23 protein-coding genes are annotated in these 22,674 nt (G+C 66.7%); 11 read left to right on the top strand and 12 right to left on the bottom strand.

Going from position 1 to position 22,674, the window contains the following annotated elements:
- Window positions 1-95 precede the first annotated feature (95 nt).
- A complete protein-coding gene (locus H587_RS20660; protein ID WP_156904559.1) occupies window positions 96-857 on the top strand; it encodes a HEPN domain-containing protein in 762 nt (253 codons plus the stop codon).
- Here the strand turns inward: H587_RS20660 and H587_RS0112965 are convergent.
- The 4 genes from H587_RS0112965 to H587_RS0112950 all read right to left on the bottom strand — a co-directional run bounded on the left by H587_RS0112965 (window position 854) and on the right by H587_RS0112950 (window position 5,293).
- Window positions 854-2,173, bottom strand: a complete 1,320-nt coding sequence (locus H587_RS0112965) for a histone deacetylase family protein (RefSeq protein ID WP_027176619.1) — start codon at window positions 2,171-2,173, stop codon at window positions 854-856. The genes H587_RS20660 and H587_RS0112965 overlap by 4 nt on opposite strands.
- Window position 2,174: 1 nt before the next feature.
- Window positions 2,175-3,863, bottom strand: coding sequence for a hydantoinase/oxoprolinase family protein (locus H587_RS0112960; protein ID WP_027176618.1), 1,689 nt, complete (start codon window positions 3,861-3,863; stop codon window positions 2,175-2,177).
- Between the two features lie 105 nt (window positions 3,864-3,968).
- Entirely contained in the window at window positions 3,969-4,382 is a 414-nt protein-coding gene (locus H587_RS0112955; RefSeq protein WP_034609416.1) for a Fur family transcriptional regulator, read from the bottom strand.
- 35 nt (window positions 4,383-4,417) lie between these two features.
- Complete coding sequence (locus H587_RS0112950; protein WP_027176616.1) at window positions 4,418-5,293, bottom strand: metal ABC transporter solute-binding protein, Zn/Mn family; 876 nt, start codon at window positions 5,291-5,293, stop codon at window positions 4,418-4,420.
- 114 nt (window positions 5,294-5,407) lie between these two features.
- Between H587_RS0112950 and H587_RS18625 the strand changes: the two genes are divergently transcribed.
- From H587_RS18625 to H587_RS0112920, 6 genes are all read left to right on the top strand, one after another.
- Entirely contained in the window at window positions 5,408-6,313 is a 906-nt protein-coding gene (locus tag H587_RS18625; RefSeq protein ID WP_034609478.1) for a permease, read from the top strand.
- Between the two features lie 2 nt (window positions 6,314-6,315).
- Window positions 6,316-7,101, top strand: coding sequence for a TIGR03943 family putative permease subunit (locus tag H587_RS18620; protein ID WP_051202802.1), 786 nt, complete (start codon window positions 6,316-6,318; stop codon window positions 7,099-7,101).
- Window positions 7,102-7,342: 241 nt separating this feature from the next.
- Window positions 7,343-8,545, top strand: a complete 1,203-nt coding sequence (locus H587_RS0112935; protein ID WP_027176615.1) for an ammonium transporter — start codon at window positions 7,343-7,345, stop codon at window positions 8,543-8,545.
- 36 nt (window positions 8,546-8,581) lie between these two features.
- Window positions 8,582-8,920 carry a P-II family nitrogen regulator gene (locus H587_RS0112930; RefSeq protein WP_027176614.1) on the top strand — a complete coding sequence of 113 codons (339 nt, stop codon included), beginning with the start codon at window positions 8,582-8,584 and terminating at the stop codon, window positions 8,918-8,920.
- Between the two features lie 11 nt (window positions 8,921-8,931).
- Complete coding sequence (locus tag H587_RS18615; protein WP_051202801.1) at window positions 8,932-11,598, top strand: [protein-PII] uridylyltransferase family protein; 2,667 nt, start codon at window positions 8,932-8,934, stop codon at window positions 11,596-11,598.
- Between the two features lie 57 nt (window positions 11,599-11,655).
- Window positions 11,656-11,874 carry a hypothetical protein gene (locus H587_RS0112920; RefSeq protein ID WP_027176613.1) on the top strand — a complete coding sequence of 73 codons (219 nt, stop codon included), beginning with the start codon at window positions 11,656-11,658 and terminating at the stop codon, window positions 11,872-11,874.
- 52 nt (window positions 11,875-11,926) lie between these two features.
- Here the strand turns inward: H587_RS0112920 and htpG are convergent, their stop codons facing one another.
- Both htpG and H587_RS0112910 read right to left on the bottom strand, forming a co-directional pair.
- The gene (gene htpG / locus H587_RS0112915) at window positions 11,927-13,849 is read right to left on the bottom strand and encodes a molecular chaperone HtpG (protein WP_027176612.1); all 1,923 of its coding nucleotides are present in this window, start codon (window positions 13,847-13,849) and stop codon (window positions 11,927-11,929) included.
- A gap of 118 nt (window positions 13,850-13,967) precedes the next feature.
- A complete protein-coding gene (locus H587_RS0112910) occupies window positions 13,968-14,558 on the bottom strand; it encodes a MerR family transcriptional regulator (RefSeq protein ID WP_245560885.1) in 591 nt (196 codons plus the stop codon).
- Between the two features lie 214 nt (window positions 14,559-14,772).
- On the opposite strand from H587_RS0112910, the gene H587_RS0112905 reads away from it, so the two are divergent.
- Both H587_RS0112905 and ald read left to right on the top strand, forming a co-directional pair.
- Window positions 14,773-15,258, top strand: a complete 486-nt coding sequence (locus H587_RS0112905) for an Lrp/AsnC family transcriptional regulator (protein WP_027176610.1) — start codon at window positions 14,773-14,775, stop codon at window positions 15,256-15,258.
- A 27-nt stretch (window positions 15,259-15,285) separates the two neighbouring features.
- Complete coding sequence (ald, locus tag H587_RS0112900) at window positions 15,286-16,392, top strand: alanine dehydrogenase (protein ID WP_027176609.1); 1,107 nt, start codon at window positions 15,286-15,288, stop codon at window positions 16,390-16,392.
- Between the two features lie 110 nt (window positions 16,393-16,502).
- Here ald and H587_RS0112895 read toward each other — a convergent pair whose 3' ends face one another.
- Window positions 16,503-16,886: a Ros/MucR family transcriptional regulator gene (locus H587_RS0112895; RefSeq protein ID WP_027176608.1), complete on the bottom strand. Its 384-nt coding sequence runs from the start codon at window positions 16,884-16,886 to the stop codon at window positions 16,503-16,505.
- 256 nt (window positions 16,887-17,142) lie between these two features.
- Here H587_RS0112895 and H587_RS18610 point away from each other — a divergent pair, with 256 nt between their 5' ends.
- Window positions 17,143-17,403 (top strand): hypothetical protein, encoded by a 261-nt coding sequence (locus H587_RS18610; protein WP_051202800.1) that lies wholly within the window; start codon window positions 17,143-17,145, stop codon window positions 17,401-17,403.
- 19 nt (window positions 17,404-17,422) lie between these two features.
- Here H587_RS18610 and moaA read toward each other — a convergent pair whose 3' ends face one another.
- The 4 genes from moaA to H587_RS18605 form a co-directional block, all read right to left on the bottom strand.
- Complete coding sequence (gene moaA, locus H587_RS0112885) at window positions 17,423-18,415, bottom strand: GTP 3',8-cyclase MoaA (RefSeq protein WP_027176607.1); 993 nt, start codon at window positions 18,413-18,415, stop codon at window positions 17,423-17,425.
- Window positions 18,412-18,906 carry a 5-(carboxyamino)imidazole ribonucleotide mutase gene (purE, locus tag H587_RS0112880; protein ID WP_027176606.1) on the bottom strand — a complete coding sequence of 165 codons (495 nt, stop codon included), beginning with the start codon at window positions 18,904-18,906 and terminating at the stop codon, window positions 18,412-18,414. Before purE ends, moaA begins: the two co-directional genes overlap by 4 nt.
- A gap of 7 nt (window positions 18,907-18,913) precedes the next feature.
- On the bottom strand, window positions 18,914-20,194 hold the full coding sequence (purD, locus tag H587_RS0112875; RefSeq protein WP_027176605.1) for a phosphoribosylamine--glycine ligase: 1,281 nt from the start codon (window positions 20,192-20,194) through the stop codon (window positions 18,914-18,916).
- A gap of 70 nt (window positions 20,195-20,264) precedes the next feature.
- Window positions 20,265-21,158, bottom strand: coding sequence for a LysR family transcriptional regulator (locus H587_RS18605; RefSeq protein ID WP_211219512.1), 894 nt, complete (start codon window positions 21,156-21,158; stop codon window positions 20,265-20,267).
- A 137-nt stretch (window positions 21,159-21,295) separates the two neighbouring features.
- Here H587_RS18605 and H587_RS20655 point away from each other — a divergent pair, with 137 nt between their 5' ends.
- Window positions 21,296-21,472 carry a hypothetical protein gene (locus tag H587_RS20655; RefSeq protein ID WP_156904558.1) on the top strand — a complete coding sequence of 59 codons (177 nt, stop codon included), beginning with the start codon at window positions 21,296-21,298 and terminating at the stop codon, window positions 21,470-21,472.
- Here the strand turns inward: H587_RS20655 and H587_RS0112860 are convergent.
- Window positions 21,469-22,656: a pyridoxal phosphate-dependent aminotransferase gene (locus H587_RS0112860; protein ID WP_027176604.1), complete on the bottom strand. Its 1,188-nt coding sequence runs from the start codon at window positions 22,654-22,656 to the stop codon at window positions 21,469-21,471. The genes H587_RS20655 and H587_RS0112860 overlap by 4 nt on opposite strands.
- Between the last annotated feature and the right edge of the window lie 18 nt (window positions 22,657-22,674).

Here is a 22,674-nt window from a genome sequence, read left to right as displayed (position 1 = left end):
GAATGGAGAACATTCATTTCATATTTTTTATAACCGTATACAATTTTTGTTATTCAAATAATATGGAAATAACGAGACAAGAATTCCATTGTTTGATGCTAGAAATTGACGATAAGATTGCTGCTAATCATCCAGAAATCCCTGGGCGAGAATTGGCGGCGTTATCTGAATTCGGCAAACTGTTTCCAGGGAATATCCATTTTATTGATGAGAGTAATCCCGTTATTAAGTGGTATGAGGCGATGTATGGCGACCGTCTCAAGGGTTTTGGCCCTTGGCTTAGTAGCATTGTGTTAATTAAAAAAACACCATATCGGGTTAGCTTCCCAATTATAATTGGTCAAACCCCTTTAGATTTATTTGGATTTATCGAAGGCCTCACTGAGTTCAGAAAAAATACTTTGAGTGAAGATGAGCGAACGGCTATTGGAATGCTGATTGCGAAACTTTTTATGTCATTATCGAGAATTGAAAATATTGATGTATTTTTATGGTACGGAGATTTGATTGTTGCGATCACAATGATTATGAACCGCCATTGCAATTTTGGAATTTCAAAATGGGCATCTCTTCAGATGACTGAAAAGATGATTAAATATTTTCTCAAAAAAACACATGGGAAGTACCCAAGATCGCATGATATAAACGATCTATTTCACCGGTCAGCCGAGCACGGTTTGGAGTTGCCACCGCAGGAGTGGATAGATTCTGTAACCTGTTCAGCCGGTGCCAGGTATGGTGAAGAAAAAGTGACAATTGATGAAGCAGTTGCTGCTCATCATTCAGCTATATTCCTTTGTGATCATATTGCTAAGGGTCTTGGTGTAAGCAAAAATATTGAGCTTGCCAGTTTTTAAAACCCATACCTCACAAATTCTTTTTCCCGCTTGTTCACGAACTGGATATACCTGAATTCGCCCTTCAGTTGTGACTCTTCCAGGATTTTATAGCCCAGGTCGCGGCATTCGTCGCAGGCGTGGAACGGGATTTCCAGGCCCAGGCAGAGCGGGTTGTTGGTCGAGCGCGACTCGATCTTCAACAGGCCCCGGCAGTTGCCGCAGAGGCGCAGCATCTCGGTCTGGGCCTCGGTGATCTCGTCCGTGTCGTAGTAGATGTTCTTGCGCCGCACGAACCACTTGTCCGCGAACACGCCGTCCTTGGGCTCCTTGGGCGGGTTGAAGTAGAGTCCGCCCGCGATCTCGCAGACCTCCGCGATGTAGTCCGTGACCTTGCGCGGCTGGCGCAGGCGCTCCGGGTCGAAGCCCGGCTCGCGCACCCCGCTGGAGTCCAGCCCGGCCATGGCCAGGCAGATGCCCAGGTTCACGTAGGGCAGCGCGCCCTGGATGGCGTAGCCGCCCTCCAGCACCGCGAGGTGCGGGGCGAGCCTGCGGTTCAGCTCGGCGTAGCCCTGGGCCGTGATGTTCATGTTCGTGATCGGGTCCGAGAAGTGGTTGTCCTGCCCGGCGGAGTTGATGATGATCTCGGGCTGGAAGTCCGCCAGGGTGGGCAGCACGACCCGGTCCAGGGCCATGAGCAGGCCCTCGTCCGAGGTGCCCGGGGGCAGGGGGATGTTGATGGTCCGGCCCAGGGCCGTGGGGCCGCCGCACTCCTTGGGAAAGCCCGTGCCCGGGTAGAGGGTCCGGCCGTCCTGGTGCAGGGAGATGAAGAGCACGTCCGGGTCGTGCCAGTAGATGTCCTGGGTGCCGTCGCCGTGGTGGCAGTCCGTGTCCACCACCGCGATGCGCCGCACGCCGTAGTGCTCCCGCAGCCACTCGATCATCACGGCTTCGATATTGATGTTGCAGAAGCCGCGCGAGCCGTGGACCACCTTCATGGCGTGGTGGCCCGGGGGGCGCACCAGGGCGAAGGCCCGGTCGTGGACCTTGTCCATGACGAGCTTCGCGGCCGTGATCGCGCCTCCGGCGGAGATGAGGTGCGAGCGCGTGGTCACGGCGTCCACCTCCGGGAAGCAGAAGTGGGCCCGCTCCACGTCCTCCACCGAGGCCACGCCGGGCTTGTATTCCCGGATGCCCTCGATGTCGAAGAGCCCTTCCTCCTTGAGCTGGTCCTGGGTGTAGAGCAGGCGCTCCTCGCGCTCCGGGTGGGTGGGCGAGATGCTCCAGTCGAAGGCCGGGAAGAAGATGATCCCCAGGGAGTTGGCGGCTTTCAGCATCTCAGGCCCTCCCGGTCAGGCGGAAGGCCACGCCCGGCTTGACCTGGCACTTGACGCGGATGTTGCGGCCCACGGTGGCGAGCCCGTCCACCATGTTGAAGGAGTCGGCCCGGGTGATCTGGGCCTCGGCCGAGTCCAGGACCACGCCGAGCGAGCCCAGGTGGCCCAGGAGGTGGCGCACGGCGTCGCGCCTGGCCTCCTCCAGGGTGTAGGTGCGCGGGATGTTCTCGCGGTGCTGGAGCGAGGGGATGAAGAGTACGTTCTTCTCCGTGTCCGCGAACAGCTCCAGATCCCAGGTGCTGCGGGTCAGCGCCGCGCCGATGGCGTTGGCCACGGCGTAGTCCGGCGGGACCTCGGTGGAGAGCTGGAACTTGCGGAACAGGGGCATCTTCATCACCTCGGCCGGGCCGCCCATGACGTAGACCTTCTTGGGCACGATGCGGCGGCCCTCCAGCAGTTCGTGGATGGTGTACACGGGCCGGTCGTTGATCTCGGCGGTCATCTCGCGCACGGCGGCGTGGATGGACCCGGCCGCCGCGTCCACGGCCTCCTTGGCCAATACTTCCGGCTCCCGGCCGTGGGTCCGGGCCAGGGCGGCCACGGCCGCGCGCGAGGCCTCGGCGTCGCCCAGGGCGCAGAGCCCCGCGGTGTTCAGGGCGTCAACCAGGGTCGGAACGCTCCTGCCCTCGGCCACCGCCGGCCCCAGGCGGTTCGGCCCCACGCGCACGACCCCGTTCAGCACGGTCAGGGCCGAGTCGCCTCCGATGCCGATGGAGTGGACCTTGAGGGCCCGCACCAGGGTGGGGTGGGAGCCGATGTGGATGCCGTCCTGCTCCACCAGGGGCGCGCCGCCCGCGAAGACGGCGATGTCCGTGGTGGTGCCGCCGATGTCCAGGATCACGGAGTCGTGGGTGATGTCGCAGAGCGCGATGATGCCCATGACGCTGGCCGCCGGACCGGAGAAGATGGACTGCACGGGCATCCTGCGGGAGAGGGCCAGGGGGAAGGTGCCGCCGTCGGCCTTGAGCACGTTGACTTTCACGTGCCCGAGGTTCAGGTCGGCCAGGGTCTTCTCCACGGCGTCCGCGAAGCGGTTGTAGAGCCGCCAGACCGCGCCGTTGAAGAAGGCCGTGGCCATGCGGCGCGGAAAGTTCAGGCGACCGCCCAGCTCGTGGCCCAGGGTCAGGAAATCCGCCCGGGCGCAGGCCCCCTCGCCCCGGCACAGGGCCAGGCGCACGGCGTTCTCGTGGCGCGGGTTGCGGGTGGAGAACTTGCCCACCACGGCGAAGACCCGGATGTCGGCCTTGAGGCAGGAGTCCACGGCCGCCGCCACCTCGGCCTGGTCCAGGCGCTTCACCTCCGTGCCCCGGTGGTCGATGGACCCCGAGAGCACGTGGAAGTGGCGGCAGAGCATGGAGTTGTACGGATCGATGCCGGGGCCGGGGATGAGCAGCGCGCCCACCTCCTCGGTGCGGCCCTCGACGATGGCGTTGGTGGACAGGGTGGTGGAGAGGTTCAGGCGGCGGACCTTGGCGCGGTCCACCCGGGAGAGGATGTTCTCCAGGGCGCCGCGCACCGAGACGAGCAGGTCGGCGTGATCCGTGCGCACCTTGCAGGAGGCGGCCACGCCGTCGCGGCTCACGGCCACGGCGTCGGTGTGCGTGCCGCCCACGTCGATTCCAAGCAGCATGAGGGCTCCGAGGTTGGCGTCAGCGTAGCACCCCGGCACATAGCGCGTAAAGCGCGCGGGAAGGGCGGCAAACCGGCCGAACGGTCGCCCTGGGTCGGGGAGTGGTCAGTCGCCGTTCTTGAGGCAGTCGGCGCAGATCCCGTCGAAGCGCACCTCGGCGTGCTCGATGGTGAACGGGAAGCTCCGGGACAGGGCCTCCAGGTCCAGGGCCGATGCGGGCAGGCATTCGGTGCGGCCGCATCGGTTGCAGTGGAAGTGGCCGTGGCCCTTGGCCGCGGGGGAGGCCTCCAGGCAGTAGCGCAGGGCCCGTTCGCCCGCGCTGTGGCGCTGGGCCAGACCGTGCTCCACGAAGAGGTCCAGGATGCGGTAGAGGGTCACGCGGTTCATGCCCCCGCCCACCAGGGCCAGCAGTTCCTGGGGCGTGAGGGCCCGGCCCGCTTCGGCCAGCGCCTTCAGAACCTGGACCCGGTGGGCCGTGGCCGGAAGCCCGGCCCGGCGCAGATATGCCTCGACATCCATGCGGACCACCTTCGCGGCGGCTGCGCCGCCCGCGCCTACTTCATGCTCGCCCGGAAGGCCTTGGCCGCCTCCCGCAGATTGTCGGCCCAGTTCTCGGCCAGCGGGTCGGCCAGGGCCACCCGTCCGTCGATGGCCCGGGCGATGGCCTCGGCCGTGCGCTTCGAGAACTGGGGCTGGATGAAGACGACCTTGATGCCGTCCTTTTTCGCCTCGTCGATGAGCCGTGACAGCTCCTTGGGACCGGGCTCCTTGCCCTCGATCTCCACGGCCTCCTGGGTCAGGCCGTAGGTTTTCGCGAAGTAGCCCCAGGAGGGGTGGAAAACCAGGAAGGCGCGACGGTTCCTGGGCACGCCCTTGAGCGCGGCGCGGATCTCGGCGTCGAGCTGGTCCAGTTCGCGCAGGAAGTCGGCCTCATTGCGGCGGTAGGCGGCGGCGTTGGCCGGGTCGGCCTCGGACAGGGATTCCAGGATGTGTTCGGCGATGAACTTGACCAGGGGCGGCGCGGTCCAGACGTGCGGATCGTCCTCGTTCTCGTGGGCCGTCCCGGCGTCCTGCCCGTCGTGGTGGTGATGCTCCTCCATGCGCAGCTTGCGGATGCCGAAGTCGGCGCGGACCACCTTGAGTTTGGGATTGGCGGCCTGGAAACGCGGCACCCAGGCCTCCTCGAATTCCAGCCCCAGGGAGAAGTAGAGCGTGGCCGAGGAAATGGCGCGCATTTGCGAGGGCTTGGGTTCGTAGGTGTGCGGATCAGAACCGGCCGGGACCATGACCGTGGTTTCCACCATGTCGCCGCCGATCCTGTCCACGAAATATTTCATGGGCTCGATGCCCACGGCCACGGGCAGTTTGTCGGCCGAAGCCGGGCAGGCCCAGAGGAGGGCGAGGAAGAGGACGAGGAGCAGGCGTTTCATTGCGGGGCCTCCGGTTTTGGGCTAGGAGATGCGGAGTCTGCAACAGAGTTGCACGGCCGTCATGCAACAAAGTTGCATTCTCTGTCAAGGCCGCGCCGGGAGTTGGTGAAGGACATGGATTTCAGCGGATTGCAGGCGTTCGCCGCCGTGGTCACGGCCATCGTGCTGGAGGCGGCGCCGTTTCTGCTGCTGGGCTCCCTGGCCGCCGGGGCGGTGGAGGCCTGGATGCCTGAAGGGGCCCTGGACCGCCTGTTGCCGAAACACCGGGCGGGTCGCGTCCTGGCCGGACTGCTGGCCGGGTTTCTGCTCCCGGCCTGCGAGTGCGGCATCGTGCCCCTGGCCCGGCGGCTGCTGCGCAAAGGGGTGCCCGTGGCCGCCGCGCTGCCCTACATGCTGGCCGCGCCGGTGGTCAATCCGATCTCCATGCTGGCCACCTGGGTGGCCTTCCGGGGCGACTGGGGCATGGTTCTCGGCCGGGTGGCCCTGGTGGCCGTTCCGGCGGCGGCCCTGGGCCTGGCCCTGGGCGATCGCAAGGCGCGGGACATCCTGGCCCCGGGCCTGGACATGGCCCACGACGCGGGCTGTTCCTGCCGCGCCCACGGCGGGGCGCATGGCGGATCGAAACTCCTCTCCGCGCTGCGCCACGCGGCCGAAGAGTTCCTGGATATGAGCCGTTTCCTCGTGCTGGGCGCGGTGGCCTCGGCCATCTTCAAGGTCTTCCTGCCCCAGGGCGTGCTGGAGGCCGTGGCCGGGAGCCCGCTGGGCGCGGTGGCCGCCCTCATGCTCCTAGCCGTCCTGTTGTCCATCTGCTCCCAGGCCGACGCCTTCGTGGCCGCCAGCCTGACCATGTTCCCGCGCGGGGCGCAGTTGGCCTTTCTGGCTCTGGGGCCCATGCTCGACCTGAAGCTCATCCCGGCCTATCTGGCCGTGTTCCGGCGGCCGGTGTTCCGATCCCTGGTCGTGGTGCCCACGGTTCTGATCTTCGTCCTCTGCGCCCTGCTCACGGCGCTCTGGGGCTAGCCGTGCGCGGCCGCGTCATGCCCCTGCTGGACGGTCTGGCCCTGCTCCTCCTGGGCGGGCTCCTGGCCGGTCTGGCCCTCTCGGACCGCTATTGGTACTTCCTCAACCCCCGCTTCATCCCCGTGAGTCTCGTCACAGGGGCGATTTTGATCCTGCTGGCCCCCCTGGCGGCCACGCGGGCTCCCGGCCCCCGGCCCGGCGGCGTACTGCGGCTGCTGTCCCTGGGGCTCTGTCTGGGGCTGGCGATCTTGGCCGTGACCGGCGTGGGCGGTGAGCCGTCCGAGTCCCCCACGTCGTCCCAGGCCCCGCGCCGGAGTTCCCTGGAGCCCGGGCCGGAGCCGGTGGAGCCCTCGCGGGTCACGTTCGAGGGCCGGGAATACGTGCGGATGAATCTGGCCGAGCTGTTCCTGCTGGCTGACCAGCGGCCCACGGACGCGCCCGCGCGCTTCGTGGTCCGGGGCGTGGTCCGCCGGAGCCCCGCGCTGGACGGCCAAGGTCAGGCCCTGGTGAGCCGGGTGGCCGTGGTCTGCTGCCTGGCCGACGCCGTGGCCGCCGGGTTCCTGGCCGACCTGGGCCACACGCCCCAGGGGCAATGGGTGGAAGTCTACGGCCGCCTGGAGCCCCTGGGGGCCGCGCCCCGTTCCTCAGATCTTCCCAAGACCCCGGAGGCGGCCGTGACCGTCTGCAACGAGCGCTTCCGCATCGATGCCGAGGGGGTCGTGCCCGTGTCTCAGCCGGAAATGCCCTACATCTTCGAGTTCCGCGAGAAAGAGCCCTACGCCTGGTAGTCTGGCCACCCAACCTGGCCCGCTCCTTGCTTTGTTTCCTCCCGTCTGGGATGCATTGGTCATTTTTTAACAAAAATGATACGCCAGGATTGTGTTTCGCCAGTTTCTTTTGCCGATTATGCTTTGAAATAAAAGCGAAAAGTGGCTGCAGGCGGCGAGCGACACATCTTGCCAGACTGAGAGGCAATTTTTCTTTTTTGTTAAAAAAAGAGAGGCGGCGGCCCCGCTTGGAGGAATCCCGATGAACGCAGCGGACACGGCATTCATTCTCATCTCCTCGGCCCTGGTCATGCTCATGACCCCGGGGTTGGCTCTGTTTTACGGCGGCCTGGTGCGGAGCAAGAACGTGCTCTCCACGGTCATGCACAGCTTCATCCTCATCGGGCTGGTGTCCGTGCTCTGGGCCGTGCTCGGCTACTCCCTGGCCTTCGGCAAGAGCCTGGGCGGGCTGTTCGGCGGCTTGGAGTTCGCCTTCCTGAACGGGGTCGGCATGGGCGTGGAGGGCAGTCCGGCCCCGACCATCCCCCATCTGGCCTTCATGATCTTCCAGTGCATGTTCGCGGTCATCACTCCGGCGCTCATCTCCGGGGCCTTCGCGGAACGCATGAAGTTCGCCGGCTTCCTCGTCTTCTCAGCGCTCTGGCTGCTCCTGGTCTACTGTCCCATGGCCTACTGGGTCTGGGGCGGCGGCTGGATGCAGCAGATGGGCGCCCTGGACTTCGCGGGCGGCGCGGTGGTGCACATGAGTTCCGGCTCGGCCGCCCTGGTGGTGGCCATCCTGCTCGGCAAGCGCAAGGGCCACGGCCATACCCCGTTCATCCCCCACAACCTGCCCATGACCGTGCTCGGCGCGGGCATCCTCTGGTTCGGCTGGTTCGGTTTCAACGCCGGTTCGGCCCTGGCCGCCAACGAGGTGGCCGCCAACGCCTTCGTGACCACGCACATGGCCACCGCCGCCGCCTCGGTGGCCTGGATTCTCGTGGAATGGCTGCACAACGGCAAGCCCACCACCCTGGGCGCGGCCTCCGGCGCGGTGGCCGGGCTGGTGGCCATCACCCCCGGCGCGGGCTTCGTGACCCCCGGGGCCTCCCTGATCATCGGCGCCCTGGGAGGGGCTGTCTGCTACGGCGGCATCTTTCTGAAGCACAAGTTCGGCTACGACGACGCCCTGGACGTGGTCGGCGTGCATGGCGTGGGCGGCACCCTGGGCGCGCTGCTCACCGGCGTGTTCGCCTCGGTGAACGCTCAGGGGCTGCTCGCTGGCAATCCGAAACAGCTTTGGATACAGTTGGTTTCCGTGCTGGCCACCTGGGCCTTCTGCGGCGTCATGAGCGCGATCCTGTTCAAGGTCGTGGACGCCACCATCGGCATGCGTCCGAGCGAGGAGGACGAGATCAGGGGCCTGGACATCTCCCAGCACAGCGAAACGGGCTACCAGCTCTAGCCGAGGCTTGAGACCGCAATCCGCGAGGAGAACCGCATGAAGAAGATCGAGATCATCACCAGAACCTTCAAGCTGGACGAGGTCAAGGACGCCCTGGCCCAGCTCGGGGTCAAGGGCATGACCGTCACCGACGTCAAGGGTTTCGGCCGCCAGGGCGGGCATCGCGAGGTCTATCGCGGGGCCGAGTATCAAGTGGACTTCGTGGCCAAGGTCAAGATCGAGGTGGTGGTGGAATCCGCCCGCGTGGCCGAGGTGGTGGAGGCCGCCCGCAAGGCCGCCGTCACCGGCCAGGTGGGCGACGGCAAGATCTTCGTCTCGCCCATCGAGGAAGTCGTCCGCATCCGCACCGGCGAGACGGGCGAGGCGGCCATCTAGGCCGCTTCGGCATGGGCCGGGACGCCGAGGCTCCTTCACCGGCCGCGGCCGCGCTCGGCGTGGAACGGTCGGCGTTGTTGGATGAAGCCCGGGCCGGGAACCTGGACGGGTTCCCGGCCCGCTTGTCCGCCGCGGTGGATCGCTATTTCCGCGCCCGGTTCGCGGAACTGGCCGGAACGCTTCCGGCCGCCCCCTTCTGCCTTCTGGCCGTGGGCGGCTACGGCCGCTCCGAGCTCTGTCCCCATTCAGACATCGACTGTTTCGTTCTCTTTTCCGGGAGCGTGCCGCGGCGGGCCCTCGAATTGGTCCGGGCCCTGTTCCATCCCCTTTGGAACCTGGGGCTGGACCTGGGCCAGGGGGTGCGCTCCCTGGCCGACTGCCTGTCGCTGGCCCGCTCCGAACCCCAGGTCCTGGCCTCCCTGCTGGACGCCCGGGCCGTGGCCGGTGACCCCGCACCAGCGGAAAAACTGATGGCGGGTCTGGCCTCCCGAGTGGCTCCCCGCCGTGCCTTGGGCTTCGCCCGCTGGCTTGCCGAGCAGAACGCCCTGCGCGAGGCCCAGTACGGCGACGGCTCCGGTCTGTTGGAACCGGATCTGAAAAACGGCCTGGGCGGGCTGCGCGGCCGCCATCACATCCGCTGGCTCGAACGAATCCTGGAACTCGGCGGAAAGCCGCTGGACCTGTTCACCGGCGAGGAGCGCGCGGAACTGGATCAGCACGGGATGTTTCTCCTGCGGGCGCGCACGGCCCTGCACCTGGCCGCCGGGCGGCGGTTGGACACCCTGACTTTCGAGCATCAGCCCCGGGTGGCCGAGGCCCTGGGGTTCGGTGGTCCAAGCCGGGCCCTGGCCGTGGAGGCCTTCCTTTCCCGCCTGCACCGCTGCATGGCCGGAATCAAGACCATGCGTCAGGCCTGCTGGCGGGCCTGCTGCGCCGGACCGCGCCGCCTCGCCCGACCCGACGACCCGAGGCTCATCGACAGCACGGCCGGGCTGGATTTCCGCGATCCGAGGCAGCTTTCCAGCAATCCGGACGCGGCCCTGGCGATCTTCCTGGCCTCGGCCCGTTCGCGGCGGCCGGTTTCCTGGCCCGCCTTGCGTGTTATCCGCGCCGCCCTGCCCGGGTTGTCGGCCGCCCTGTCCGGCCGTCCGGGAATCCTGCGGACCATGCTGGAACTCTTCCTGGTCGACCGGGAACCGGGGCAGGGGCCGGTCCAGGTGCTGGCCGAGACCGGCCTGCTCTCGGCGCTGATCCCGGAATTCGGCCGGGCCGAGCATCTGGTCCAGTTCGACGACTACCACCTCCATCCTCTGGGGCGGCACACCCTGGAATGCGTACGCGTCCTGGCCCGCTTCCTGCGGCCGGGGGCGGGCGGCGAACCGCCCGGAGGCTGTCGCTGGTGCGGGGAGGCCGCCGGTCGCCTGGACGACGCCACGGCGCTTCTGCTGGCGGGACTGTGCCATGACCTGGGCAAGCCCTTGCCCGGGGACCACTCCGAACGCGGCGAGGAGATATGCCGGGAGGTGGCGGCCCGTTTCGGGGGCGCGCCGGAAATCGCCGAGGACGGGGCCTTTCTGGTGCGTCGGCATCTCTTCCTGCCCATCGCGGCCACGCGTCGCGACCTCTCCGACGAGAACGTGGTCTCCCAGGCCGCCGAGGTGGTGGGCACGGCCCGCCGCCTGGACATGTTGGCCCTGCTCTCGGTGGCCGACGGCCTGGCCACCGGCCCCCGGGCCTGGAACAACTGGACGGCGGCCCTCATGGCCGAGCTGTTTTTCAAGGTCCGCAAGTTGCTCACCGAGGGGCCCCTGTCCGAGCCGGACGCGGCCCGCAAGATCGTGGAGAAACGCGATCGGGTGCGGGCCCTGGCCGTCGGGCGGTTTTCTTCGGAGGTCGTGGAGCGAGGTCTGGACGCCATGCCGGTCCGCGCCCTGCATGTGCTGGACGCCGAAACCCTGCTGGAGCACCTGGAGCTTGCCGGGGAGTTGGAGGAGGCCGTGGCCGAGGACCGTCGCCGCAAGCCCGGCGACAAGGGCGGGATCGGCGTCTGCCTGGTCCGGGCGCGCCCGACGGCCGTGCCCGGCTACTGGGAGCTGACCGTCGCGGCCCTGGACCGGCCCGGACTCTTCGCCACCTTGGCCGGGGTGCTCAGCCTGCATGGCCTGGACATCCGCTCGGCCGAACTGCTCACCTGGAAGGGCGGCGCGGCCCTGGACACCTTCGTGGTTTCCGAGCCGCCGGACAATCTTTTCCCGGAGGAAGCCTGGGGCCGTGTGCAGCGCAGCGCCCACTACGCCCTCACCGGCAAGCTCGACCTGGAGTACCGGTTGGAGGAGCGTCGCCGCTCCCCCCTGAGCGTCTCGGCCGCCCGCCCGCGCTACCGGCCCTCCGTGAGCGTGGACAACGACGAGAGCGACTTCCTCACCCGCATCGAGGTCAAGGCCGGGGACCGCCTCGGGCTCCTGCACGACGTGGCGCTGGCCCTGCATCGCCTCGGCCTGGACATCCAGTCCGCGCGCATCGCCTCCTCCGGGGGGAGGGTGGCCGACGTGTTCTACGTCCGTGACGGCCTGGGGTTGAAGCTCACCGACCCTGGGCCGGCGCGTGAGGCCGAGCGCGTCCTGTTGGAGGCGGCGCGGGGCGAGGGAGGCAAGATTGATGGAGCAATCGAGCCATGATTATTGACATTTCGTATCAAGGGGGTATTGCGATTTCGTTGGGGAAAGGGGGGGGGAATGGGACTTGTCATGGAATTCCGGCGGAGGCCCGGCTCCGGTTCGGGGGGCGACGTCTGGCATTGGTGCCGTTCCTGCCGCCATCTGCCGGTTGACGGGCCCGAGGTGCAGGTGCGGCGGCTGGAGCCGGGGGATGTGCCCGAGGAGGGCGAATTGTGCGGGGAATGCGCGGCCCTGGGGGAACGCATGGGCTGCGGGCTCATCTTGCACGGGGAATGACGTTCGGGACGGGGGAAAGGGAGAAAAGGCGGGGCCGAAACCCCGCCTTTTCTCATGAGTTCCCGTTCTGTTCGCGGGTCTTCGCGTACCAGCCGCTGGCCTTGGTCAGCAGATCCTGCATGCGTCCCACCAGGGCGTGCGGGTCGGCTAGGTAGCCGTCCAGGAGCAGGGCCGACTCGAAGAGCTGCCGGATGGCCTGCTCCAGGAAAGGATCTTCGGGGTTCGCGCGGAACACGCCCAGAAGGTTGCGCACCAGGGGGTGGTCCGGGTTCACCTCCAGAACCTTCTTGGGAATGCTCGTGTCCCGGCTCATGACGCGCATGATCTTGTCCATGGAGGAGGTCACCCGGCCATCGGGGTTGGCCAGGCAGACCGGGCTTTCGGAGAGCCGCTCGGAGGCCTTCACCTCCGTGACTTGCTCCCCGAGGATGTCCTTGATGCGGGCCAGCAGCCCGGGCAGGGCCTCGGCGTCCTTCCCGGACAGCTCCTCGGCCGTGCGCTTCCCGGCCTCGTCCGGGAATTGCTCCAGGTCGGCGGCCGGGGCGTGCTCGGCGGCCGTCAGCTTGAATTCCTTATATTCCCGCAGGCTCTCCATGACGAACTCGTCCACGGGTTCGTAGAGGTAGAGCACCTCCAGTCCTTTGCGCCGGAATATCTCCAGGTGCGGCGAGAGACCGGCGGCCTCGCGGCTGGGCGCGAAGGCGTAGTACACGGCCTTCTGGCCGGTTTTGGCGCGATCGATGTAGGTGTCCAGCGAGGTCAGGCCCTGGGCGTCGGTGTCGGCCGAGGAGTTGAAGCGCAGCAGGGCGGCGAACTTCTCCCGGTTGACATAGTCCGAGTAACCGGTCTTGAAAATCTGGCCGTGGGCGCGCCAGAACGCGGCGTACTTGTCCGCGTCCGTCGTCATCTTCTCCAGTTCGCCGAGGACCTGTTTGGTCAGGGTGGAGTGCATCTTGCGGATGAGCAGGTTGTCCTGGAGCGTCTCGCGCGAGATGTTCAGGGGCAGATCCTCGGTGTCCACCACGCCGCGCACGAAAGACAGATAGCGCGGCAGCAGATCCTTGTCGCGGCGCTCGATGAGCACCCGGCGTACGTAGAGGTCCTGGCCCCAGTCTTCGCGGTTCAGGCCCAGGAGGTCGGTGTCGTGGGGCGGCACGAAAAGCAGGGCGTTGAACTGCACCGGAGCGTCCACGGAGATGTGCATGTTCGCCAGGGGTTCGGCGTCGTCATGGGTCAGGAAGGAGTAAAACTCCTTGTACTGCTCGGGCGTGACCTGGAATTTCGGCTCGCGCCAGAGCGCGGGCACGGTGTTCACCCGTTCGCCGTTGACCAGGATGGGGAAGGAGATGAAATTGGAATGGCGCTTGATGATCTCCTTGATCAGCTCCGGGTCCGTGAACTGGGGCACCAGGTCGGGCTTGAGCCGCACGAGGATGCGCGTGCCGCGCGGGGTGTCCGCCGGAGCCTCGGTGATGGTGTAGGAGCCCTTTCCGTCCGAGGTCCAGACCTGGGCCGGGGCGCCGGCCTGGGCGCTTCTGGTGGTCACCTCCACCGCATCCGCGACCATGTACACGGAGTAGAAGCCCACGCCGAAACGGCCGATGAGGTTGTCCAGACCCGTGGAGCCGCCGTTGTTCTTGGCCTGGGCCACGCGGCGGGCGAACTCGGCCGAGCCCGAGTGGGCGATGGTGCCGATGTTCTGGACCAGTTCCTCTCGGGTCATGCCGATGCCGTTGTCGGTCACCGCCAGGGTCTTGGCCTCGGCGTCCAGATCGATGCGGATGGCCGGGGCCGCGTCCTCGGCCGCGTCCTCGCCGGACGCGGCGGCGAAGCGCTGCTTGTCCAGTGCGTCGGAGGCGTTGGAGACGAGCTCGCGGAGGAAGATTTCCTTGTTGGTGTAGAGGGAATGGACCAGGATTTCGAGAAGCTGTTTGATTTCCGCCTTGAATTCGAAGGTCTTTTCCGTGGCGCTCATGCCGAAAGTCTCCTTGAATGAAGAAAAGAGTCGTCCCGTCGGGACGGGACGCCCGGACGGGAAGGGAACGATGGCGCGGGGAGGGGCTGGCGGCCCCGGACGGCCCGGCGCCGAGGGTTCAGGTAGTCATGCCCTTGATTTTGTCAAGAAGGAAGCGCTCCAGCTCGCGGCGGTCCTTGCGCAGACGGACCAACTCGGCTTCGAGGATCTGGAGCTTGCCCTTGAGATCGAGGTTTTCGGCGCGCAGGGTTTCGAGTTCGCCGGAGTGGCAGGCCAGCCGCTGGGCCGCCTCATCAAGGGTTTCCTGGATGCGGGTGGTGTCCTCGGCGGGTAGGGCTTGGGGCGGAACCAGTCCGGTGAGGGCTTCGCGGATGCCCTGGCCCAAGGCTCGGGCCATTTCCAGGCCCATTCCGGCGGCCAAGCGAAGGGCCGGTTCCAGGGCCTGCTCGGGCAGCGGAGGCGAAGTCTCGGAGAGGGGCGGGACGGCCTGGGCGTTGAGGGGGTAGGTTCGGGCCAGCTCGGCCATGACCTCTTCCGAGGAGCGCCCGGACTTGAGCAGGCGGGCGATGGTCCGGAAGGCCTCCACGGCTTCGGGTTGGAAGCGCTTCAGACGGCCCCGGCCGAAGCTCGGCAGATATTGAGAGAAGCGGTTCTTCCAGTAGTGCAGGGTGGATTCCGGCACGTCCAGCTGTCGCGCGATCTCGGCCACGGATAAGAGGCGTTTTTCCGCCACCGTGTTCTTGCCCTCCGGTTCCGGTTTGCCAGGATATACATGAAGGGGCGCCGGGGCACAAGGCTGGGGCCGCGGCCTTGTGCCCGGCAGAATTACAGAATTGAAGTAATGAAAAAATTATTGACAAATATTTTCTGAAAAGAATAAAAAGCCGCTATAAATTTTCATAAAGGAAAAAATGGTTCCACAGATGAAAGTTCCCCTCGACCAGTTGGACAAGCGCCTCGTGGCCGTTCTGGCGGAGAACGGCCAGGCTTCGGCCGGAGATTTGGCCGCGAAGTTGGGCGTGAGCGGACCCACCGTGCGCTCCAGGCTGAAGAATCTGCTGCGCGCGAGCCTGGTCAAGGTGGCCGGACTGGTGGACCCGTTCCGGGTCAAGGGAATCTGCGTGGCCCTGGTGGGACTCTCGCTCACCAGCCACAAGCTGTTGGACGAGAAGCTTGAGCAGATCGCGGGTCTGCCGAACGTCAATTGGGCCGCAGTGGTCACCGGGCGCTACGACATCCTGGTGGAGTTGGTTCTGCCCGACGACGTAGGCGAACTGTATTCCTTTCTGGACCGGGATCTGTCCCAGGTGGGCGGCATCGGCTCCAGTGAAACCTTCGTGGTCATGAAGGCCAGGCGCAAGTGGGTGCCCCTGCCCCGGGGCGCGCGCGTCTGGTTTCCTGAATCCTAATCACCAACCCCAGACAGGAGCCTTCCCATGATCATCGGCATTCCCAAGGAGATCAAGACGCTGGAGAACCGGGTGTCCATGACCCCCGGCGCCGTGGAGAGCCTGGCCCGTCGCGGGCACACCGTGCTCGTGGAGAGCGGCGCCGGTCTGGGCAGCGGTTTGTCCGACGCCGAGTACCAGGCCGCCGGGGCCAAGCTGGTGAACGCCAAGGACGCCTGGGCGGCCCAGATGGTCATCAAGGTCAAGGAGCCCGTGTCGGCGGAATACAAGTACCTGCGTGATGACCTGCTGCTCTTCACCTATCTGCATTTGGCCGCGGACCGACCCCAGACCGACGCCCTGCTCAAGTCCGGGACCACGTCCGTGGCCTACGAGACCGTGCAGAAGGCCGACGGAAGCCTGCCCCTGCTCATGCCCATGAGTGAAGTGGCCGGACGGATGGCTACCCAAGTGGGTGCTCACTATCTGGAGAAGACCCAGGGCGGGCGCGGCGTGATCCTGGGCGGCGTGCCCGGCGTGCCCCCGGCCTTCGTGCTCATCCTCGGCGGCGGCGTGGTCGGCACCAATGCGGCCAAGGTCGCCGTGGGCATGGGCGCCCGGGTCATGATCATGGATCTTTCCCACTCGCGGCTGCAGTACCTGGACGATATCTTCCAGGGACGGCTCATCACCATGGCCTCCACCGAGCCGAACATCCGTGAGGCCGTGAAGCGCGCCGACCTGGTGGTGGGCGCGGTGCTCGTCACCGGCGCCAAGGCACCGCGCCTGGTCACCCGGGACATGCTCTCGACCATGAAGGAGGGCTCGGTGATCGTGGACGTGGCCGTGGACCAGGGCGGCTGCGTGGAAACCATCAAGGCCACCACCCACGACCACCCCACCTATGTGGTGGACGGCGTGGTGCATTACGGCGTGGCCAACATGCCCGGCGCCGTGCCGCGCACCTCGACCTTCGCCCTCGTCAACCAGACCCTGCCGTACGCCATGAAGCTCGCGGACAAGGGCCTCGAGGCCCTGCGCGAGGATCCGAGCCTGCTCAAGGGCCTGAACACCCATAAGGGCAAGCTGACCTACAAGGCGGTGGGCGAGGCCTTCGGCATCGACTCCAGCAGCCCCGAGGCGGCCCTGGCGTAACCATCGCCCTCTCCGGCGAACGTCGGTCCGCAAGGGCCGCCGTCCGCCGCCAAAAAACGCGGCGGGACGGGCCGAAGGCCCATCCCGCCGCCGTCTGTTTCGGCCGGAGCCTATTTCCCTCTTTTTTCCCAGAGCTTGATCTCGCGCATCTTCTTGCGGCGCTCGCGCTGCAGGGCCTTGCAGATCAAGGGCATGTCCGCGGGGTAGCCCCACTTGGCCCGGTACTGCTCGGGGGTCAGTCCGTATTTGGCCAGATGTCGTCGGGTGAGCACACGGAAGGGCCGCCCGGACTCCATGCAGATGATGCTCTTCTCGCGCACGGCCTTGCGCGGATCAAGGGGAGCCGCGTCCTCCTGCGGTCCGGCCTGGGATCGAACGTCGTCGAGGCGGGCGTTCAATCCTCGGATCAGATCCAGCATCTCCTCCGCCGTCATGGCCCTCACGCGGGCCTGTGCGGCCGTCAGCTCGATGGCGGCCTTCAACGGAAACTCCATGCGCCTCCTCCTTTGCGAAACAGGGCTCTTACATCCCATGATTCTTGAAAAGTCAAAAGCAATCTTGAGCTTTCCGTTAGGTTTTATCGCTTGCTGCGTGGGTTCGGCCAAGGCTTGGCGCGGTCTTGTGGAGAGATGGGAAAAAGTGCGGGAGAAAAGGAACTTGCTTTTTCGTCGACGCGGGTTATCCTCTTACCTGGAGTGTCCAGGCGGAATCCATCCTTGAACGCACGAGCGAAGGAATCAGGGTGGAAACATGGCGAAAAGAATGGACCCCGAACTGCTCTATGTGGAATGCGCCCAATGCGGCCATCCCTTGCTCTGGGCCGCCGGAGACACGACGCGCATCCTTCTCGGCGCGGGCATCGATCCCGCCTCCCTGGACGAGACCTGCATGATCGTCTCCGAGGGCTGCCCCCGTTGCTCCCCCGGGGAGAAGGTCTTCTCCACCCACGTGGTCCGGCTGGCCGCTGAAACGGCCGCGCCGCGCCCGATTTCCGGCGCGGCGACCAACTGACCGGGCGGCGGACGATCCGTCAGCCGCCGATGGCGGACATGGGCGTGCCGCAGACGCCACGTCCGCGTGCCCGCTTTTCCAGGATGTCGTGCCCCAAAGGCTTGCGTTCGTTGGCCAGGAGCATGACCCGGCGCACGTGCTCGGCTCCCAGCCGGGGGTGGCGCAGGATGCCCTTGAGCCGATAGACCTTGTCCGAAAACAGGCAGGTGCGCAGGTGGCCGTCGGCCGTCAGTCGCAGGCGGTTGCACGTGCCGCAGAAGTGGTCGGTCAGGGGCGAGATGAGCCCGAAGCGGCCCAGGCCTCCGGTGATGGCGTAGACCCGCGCCGGGCCCTGATCCGCACCGAGCCGGGGCAGGGGAGTGAGATCGGCCAGGCCGCGGGCCTGTTCCAGGATCTCCCCGGCGGTCCAGACCGATTCCGGGCTCCAGTCCGAACCGCCCATGGGCATGAACTCGATGAAGCGCACGTCCAACGGGCGGGTGCGGGCCAGGTCCAGGAAGGCTCCCAGTTCGGCGTCGTTGACGCCCTTCATGGCCACGGCGTTGATCTTGACGCGGAAGCCCAGGTCCAGGGCGCTCCGGATGTTCGCCCAGACTTCGGGGAACAGATCCCGGCCGGTGATCCGGGCGAACTTCGCCGGGTCCAGGGTGTCCAGGGAGATGTTCAGCCGCTTGAGTCCCCGGTCACGCAGAAAGGCGAGATGCGGCCCGATGAGCGTGGCGTTGGTCGTCACCCGCAGGTCCAGGTCCGGGAAACGGGCCAACACCTCGGCCACGAATTCCGGGAAGCCCTTGCGCGCGAACGGTTCACCGCCGGTGAACCGGACCTTGCCGATGGACAGGCCGCGGGCCAGGGCGATGATCTCGAGGAGTTCCTCGTAGCGCAGGATCTCCGGGTGCGGAATGAACTCCTGGTCCTGGGCCGAGCAGTACAGACAGCGCAGATTGCAGCGGTCCGTGACGCTGATGCGCAGGTAGTTCACCACCCGCTGGCGGGCGTCCTTGAGGATCACTTTTTCTCTTCCAGCGAGGCCGCCGCCTTCTCCACGGAGGCGACGAAGCCCTCGCGGGCCTTGGTGATGCGCCCGGCCAGCTCCGGGTCGGAAAGGGCCAGGATCTGGGCGGCCAGCCAAGCGGCGTTGCGCGCCCCGGCCGAATCCAGGGCCACGGTGCCCACGGGGAAGCCGGGGGGCATCATCACCGTGGAGAGCAGGGCGTCCATGCCGCCCAGGGCTGATGCCGAAAGCGGCACGCCGATGACCGGTTTGGCCGTCTTGGCGGCCACGGCCCCGGCCAGATGCGCGGCCATTCCCGCAGCGCAGATGAAGACCTGGCAGCCTCCGGCCTCCAGCTCGGCCACGAGCCGGGCCGTGCGCTCCGGAGTGCGGTGCGCGCTGGTGACGGTGAAGAGGTGCTCCACGCCCAGGTCGTTCAGAACCTGGGAACAGGGCCGCATTTTTTCCTCGTCCGAGATGCTGCCCATGAAGATCGCGACCTTGACCATACGGCCGTCATCCTCCGATTCGTTTCAGTCCCTTGGCGCCGATGTCGCCTCGGAAATAACTGTTTTGGAAATGAATGCGCCCCACGGCCTCGTAGGCGGCCTTCTGCGCCTGGGCCAGGTCCGCTCCCAGGGCCGTGACGTCCAGAATCCGTCCGCCGCTGCTGAAGATCTTGCCGCCCTCCAGCCGGGTTCCGGCCTGGAAGACCTTGACCCCGGGCACGGCGTCGGCCTCGGGGATGCCGGTGATCTCCATGCCCTTGGGGTAGGCTCCGGGATAACCCTTGGCGGCCATGACCACGCAGAGCGCGGTTTCGGGGCGGCAGCGGACTTCCACGCCGCCCAGATCGCCTCGGGCGCAGGCCAGCATGATTTCGGCCAGATCCGAGTCCAGACGCAGGAGCAGCGGCTGGCACTCGGGATCGCCGAAGCGTACGTTGTATTCCAGGACCATGGGGCCCTTGTCGGTGTACATCAGCCCGGCGTAGAGCACGCCCCGGAAGGGCTGGCCCTTGTTGGCCAGATTCCTGAGGATGGGCGCGATGACCAGTTCGGCGGTCTCTTCGTAGCGTTCACGGGGCAGGATCGGGGCTGGGCTGTAGGCCCCCATGCCGCCGGTGTTGGGGCCGGTGTCGCCTTCCCCGACGGCCTTGTGGTCCTGGGCCGAAGGCAGCACGGCGTAGCGCTCGCCGTCGCAGAAGGCCAGGAAGGAGGCCTCCTCGCCCGTCAGGGCCTCCTCGACCACCACGCGGTCCCCGGCCGAGCCGAAGACCTTGCGGACCATCATGTCTTCCAGCGTGGCCAGGGCCTCCTCGGTGGTCTTGACCACCACCACGCCCTTGCCCGCGGCCAGGCCGTCGGCCTTGATCACCAGGGGAGCGCCGCGCTCCTGGACGAAGGCCCGGGCGCGCTCGAATTCATCGAAGACCATGAACGGCGCGGTGGGCACGCCGGACTCGCGCATGACGGTCTTGGAGAAGGCCTTGCTGCCTTCCAGGTTGGCCGCGAAGGCGCTGGGGCCGAAGCAGGGGATGCCCTCCTTCTCCAGGGCGTTCTGCAGCCCCAGGACCAGGGGGGCCTCGGGACCGGCGACCACCAGGTCGATCCGCTTTTCCTTGGCCAGGGCCACCAGACCGGGCAGGTCGGAGTCGGCCACCGGCACGTTGACGCCCTCCTGGGCCGTGCCGCCGTTGCCGGGGGCGATGAACAGGTCCATGACCAGGGGGCTCTGGCGCAGCTTCCAGGCCAGGGCGTGTTCGCGGCCGCCGGAACCGACGATGAGGATGCGCATGGGATCACCTCGCTGGGAAAAATCCCTTTCGGTGTAGTGGAAAGGGGGGGGGTTGGCAAGGTGCGGCGGTTCAGGCGCTTTCGGCGGGCAGATCCCAGACGCGGCGCACGCAGGCCCGCACGGCGGCCACCAGGGGGTCGGCGGAACGTCGGGCCGCCCAGGCCAGGCGGACGGAGATCTCCAGCCCTCCGCCTTCCCATATCTGCCCCTCGCCCCGGGCCGCCAGCGCCTCGGCCCGGTCCAGGCGCAGGAAACAGGCCCCCTTGCCCGCCTTGAGCAGGGCCACGAGCATGTTCTCGTCGTTCGCGGCCAGAACCTTGTTGGGAGTCACGCCCCGTTCCTCCACGTAGGAGGCGATGGCCCGGTGGAAGGGGCAGTCGGGCGGAGCCCAGAGCCAGGGTCGGGTCGCGAGCCGCTCCAGCGGCTCGGAACGGCACTCCGCGTTCCATTGGGGGGGCAGAACCAGGACCAGCCGGGAGCGTGTCAGGAGCGCCGTCTCCACCGAGGGGTGTGGGCTTTCGCCATAGATGTAGCCCGCGTCCAGGCGGCCGGAGTCAAGGTCGTGCCGGATTTCGCCGGAGTTGGAGATGAGCAGTTCCAGGGAGATGCCCGGGTGTTCCTGGGACACGGCCTGGGTCAGGCGGCTCAGGCGCAGGAATTCCGGGTCGGTGTTGTGCCCCAGTCGGAAGGAGCCGGTGAGCCTGCCGTTGAGGCTTCTGGCCTGGTGCAGGAAGTCGTCGGCGCTGCGCAGGGTGGCCTCGGCGCGGTCGCGGAGCACGCGCCCGGCCGGGGTAGGCTCCATGCCCTTGGGCGTGCGGGCGAACAGGATCACGCCCAGCTCCTCCTCCAGGGCCTTGATCTGGGCGCTGACCGCAGGCTGGCTCAGGAACAGGCGTTCGGCCGCGCGGGACAGGTTGCCCTCATCGGCCACGGCCACGAATGTTTTCAGCTGATACAGCTCCACGGCCACCTCATATACCGGCCGCATCGGCCGGGACAATCGGAAAAAGCGAAGGCCCCCTTCGGATCATGCGATTGGATCGGAAGGCGGGCGCGGGCTAGTCTCGGTTCGGAACCAACATCCAGCCCGGGAGGCGCCTCATGCCCGCAACGTCCGATTTCACGCTGTTCGCTCGTTTCCTCATCCAGCCCGAGGATTCCGGGATCGAGGGATTCTCTCGCCGCATTCGCGGCACACGCTGCGCGGCCCTGCTCAAGACCGTCTTCTGGCTGCTCGCGGCCGTTGGCGGAGGCCTGGCGCTCGGCCGCCTGGGCTAGCGGAAACGCGCCCGGGCCCGCTTGAAGCCCTCGCGCGAACGTTCGATCACGTCCTCGCCCACGCAGAAGGCCAGCCGGAAGTAGCCCGGCGCGCCGAAACCTCGTCCCGGCACGGCCAGGACCAGTTCCTCGGTCAGAGCCCCGCAGAACGCCACGTCGTCGCCCCCCGGAGCCTGGGGGAAGAAGTAGAAAGCGCCCTTGGGCATGTGGAATTCGTATCCCGCGTCGCGCAGCACGTCGGCCATGAGGTCGCGGCGGCGGCGGTAGACATCCACGTCCACCTGGCTGCCCAGGGCCTTGAGCAGGAGCTTCTGGGCCAGGGCCGGGGCGTTGACGAAGCCCAGGATGCGGTTGGCCAGGGTGATGCCGTTGACCATCTCGTCGCGGCCGGGCATGGCCGGGTTGACCAGGGCGTAGCCCACCCGCGCGCCCGCCAGGGAGAGATTCTTGGAGAAGGAGCTGAGCACCACGGTGTGCTCGTAGAGCGGCAGGAGCGAGGGCACCTCCGCGTCGTCGAAGGCCAGGAAGCGGTAGGGCTCGTCGGCCAGGAGGAAGATCGGCCGGGTCCGGCCCTCGCAGTGCTTGCGCAGCAGCGCGGCCAGCGCGGTCAGTTCCTCGCGGGAATATACCCGTCCCGTGGGGTTGTGCGGGGAGTTGATGAGCACGGCCCGGGTGAGGGGCGTGATGGCCGCCTCCAGAGCCGCCAGATCCAGGCCGAAGTCGGCTGTGGTGGGCACGGGCTTGAGCGTGCCGCCGTGGTTTTCGACGTAGAAGCCGTACTCCACGAAGTAGGGCGAGGGGCAGATCACCTCGTCGCCGGGGTCCAGGGCCGCGCGGTAGAAGGCGTTCAGGGCTCCGGCCGCGCCGCAGGTGATGACCAGGCAGTCGGGCGTGACCGGCGTCCCCTGCTCCCGCGAAACCTCTTTTGCCAGGGCCTCGCGCACCTTGGGGTAGCCGAAGTTCGGCATGTAGCCGAAGGCGAAGGGCTGCCCTGCTTCCTCGGCCAGATCGCGCAGGCCTTCGCAGACCACCGCGGGCGGCGGCAGGTCCGGGTTGCCCAGGCTGAAGTCGCAGACGGCCGTTTCGCCGTGCTTCTTCTTCAGCTCGATGCCCGCCTCGAACATGCGCCTGATCCACGAGGACCGCTCCATGTATCCCTTCACCTGCGACGAGAGAACCTGCATGGCCGACTCCTTTCACGT

The sequence above is a fragment of the Desulfovibrio aminophilus DSM 12254 genome (genome assembly GCF_000422565.1).
Lineage (GTDB): Bacteria > Desulfobacterota > Desulfovibrionia > Desulfovibrionales > Desulfovibrionaceae > Aminidesulfovibrio > Aminidesulfovibrio aminophilus.
The sequence above is the reverse complement of the archived record's forward strand: the minus strand, read 5'-3'. Positions and strand labels throughout refer to the sequence as shown.

Bases quoted from the DNA above. Each gene is read 5' to 3' on its own strand.
- H587_RS20660 (WP_156904559.1), top strand. From the start codon at position 96: ATGCTAGAAATTGACGATAAGATTGCTGCTAATCATCCAGAAATCCCT.
- H587_RS0112965 (WP_027176619.1), bottom strand. From the start codon at position 2,173: ATGCTGAAAGCCGCCAACTCCCTGGGGATCATCTTCTTCCCGGCCTTC.
- H587_RS0112960 (WP_027176618.1), bottom strand. From the start codon at position 3,863: ATGCTGCTTGGAATCGACGTGGGCGGCACGCACACCGACGCCGTGGCC.
- H587_RS0112955 (WP_034609416.1), bottom strand. From the start codon at position 4,382: ATGGATGTCGAGGCATATCTGCGCCGGGCCGGGCTTCCGGCCACGGCC.
- H587_RS0112950 (WP_027176616.1), bottom strand. From the start codon at position 5,293: ATGAAACGCCTGCTCCTCGTCCTCTTCCTCGCCCTCCTCTGGGCCTGC.
- H587_RS18625 (WP_034609478.1), top strand. From the start codon at position 5,408: ATGGATTTCAGCGGATTGCAGGCGTTCGCCGCCGTGGTCACGGCCATC.
- H587_RS0112935 (WP_027176615.1), top strand. From the start codon at position 7,343: ATGAACGCAGCGGACACGGCATTCATTCTCATCTCCTCGGCCCTGGTC.
- H587_RS0112930 (WP_027176614.1), top strand. From the start codon at position 8,582: ATGAAGAAGATCGAGATCATCACCAGAACCTTCAAGCTGGACGAGGTC.
- H587_RS18615 (WP_051202801.1), top strand. From the start codon at position 8,932: ATGGGCCGGGACGCCGAGGCTCCTTCACCGGCCGCGGCCGCGCTCGGC.
- H587_RS0112920 (WP_027176613.1), top strand. From the start codon at position 11,656: ATGGGACTTGTCATGGAATTCCGGCGGAGGCCCGGCTCCGGTTCGGGG.
- htpG (WP_027176612.1), bottom strand. From the start codon at position 13,849: ATGAGCGCCACGGAAAAGACCTTCGAATTCAAGGCGGAAATCAAACAG.
- H587_RS0112905 (WP_027176610.1), top strand. From the start codon at position 14,773: ATGAAAGTTCCCCTCGACCAGTTGGACAAGCGCCTCGTGGCCGTTCTG.
- ald (WP_027176609.1), top strand. From the start codon at position 15,286: ATGATCATCGGCATTCCCAAGGAGATCAAGACGCTGGAGAACCGGGTG.
- H587_RS0112895 (WP_027176608.1), bottom strand. From the start codon at position 16,886: ATGGAGTTTCCGTTGAAGGCCGCCATCGAGCTGACGGCCGCACAGGCC.
- H587_RS18610 (WP_051202800.1), top strand. From the start codon at position 17,143: ATGGCGAAAAGAATGGACCCCGAACTGCTCTATGTGGAATGCGCCCAA.
- purE (WP_027176606.1), bottom strand. From the start codon at position 18,906: ATGGTCAAGGTCGCGATCTTCATGGGCAGCATCTCGGACGAGGAAAAA.
- purD (WP_027176605.1), bottom strand. From the start codon at position 20,194: ATGCGCATCCTCATCGTCGGTTCCGGCGGCCGCGAACACGCCCTGGCC.
- H587_RS20655 (WP_156904558.1), top strand. From the start codon at position 21,296: ATGCCCGCAACGTCCGATTTCACGCTGTTCGCTCGTTTCCTCATCCAG.
- H587_RS0112860 (WP_027176604.1), bottom strand. From the start codon at position 22,656: ATGCAGGTTCTCTCGTCGCAGGTGAAGGGATACATGGAGCGGTCCTCG.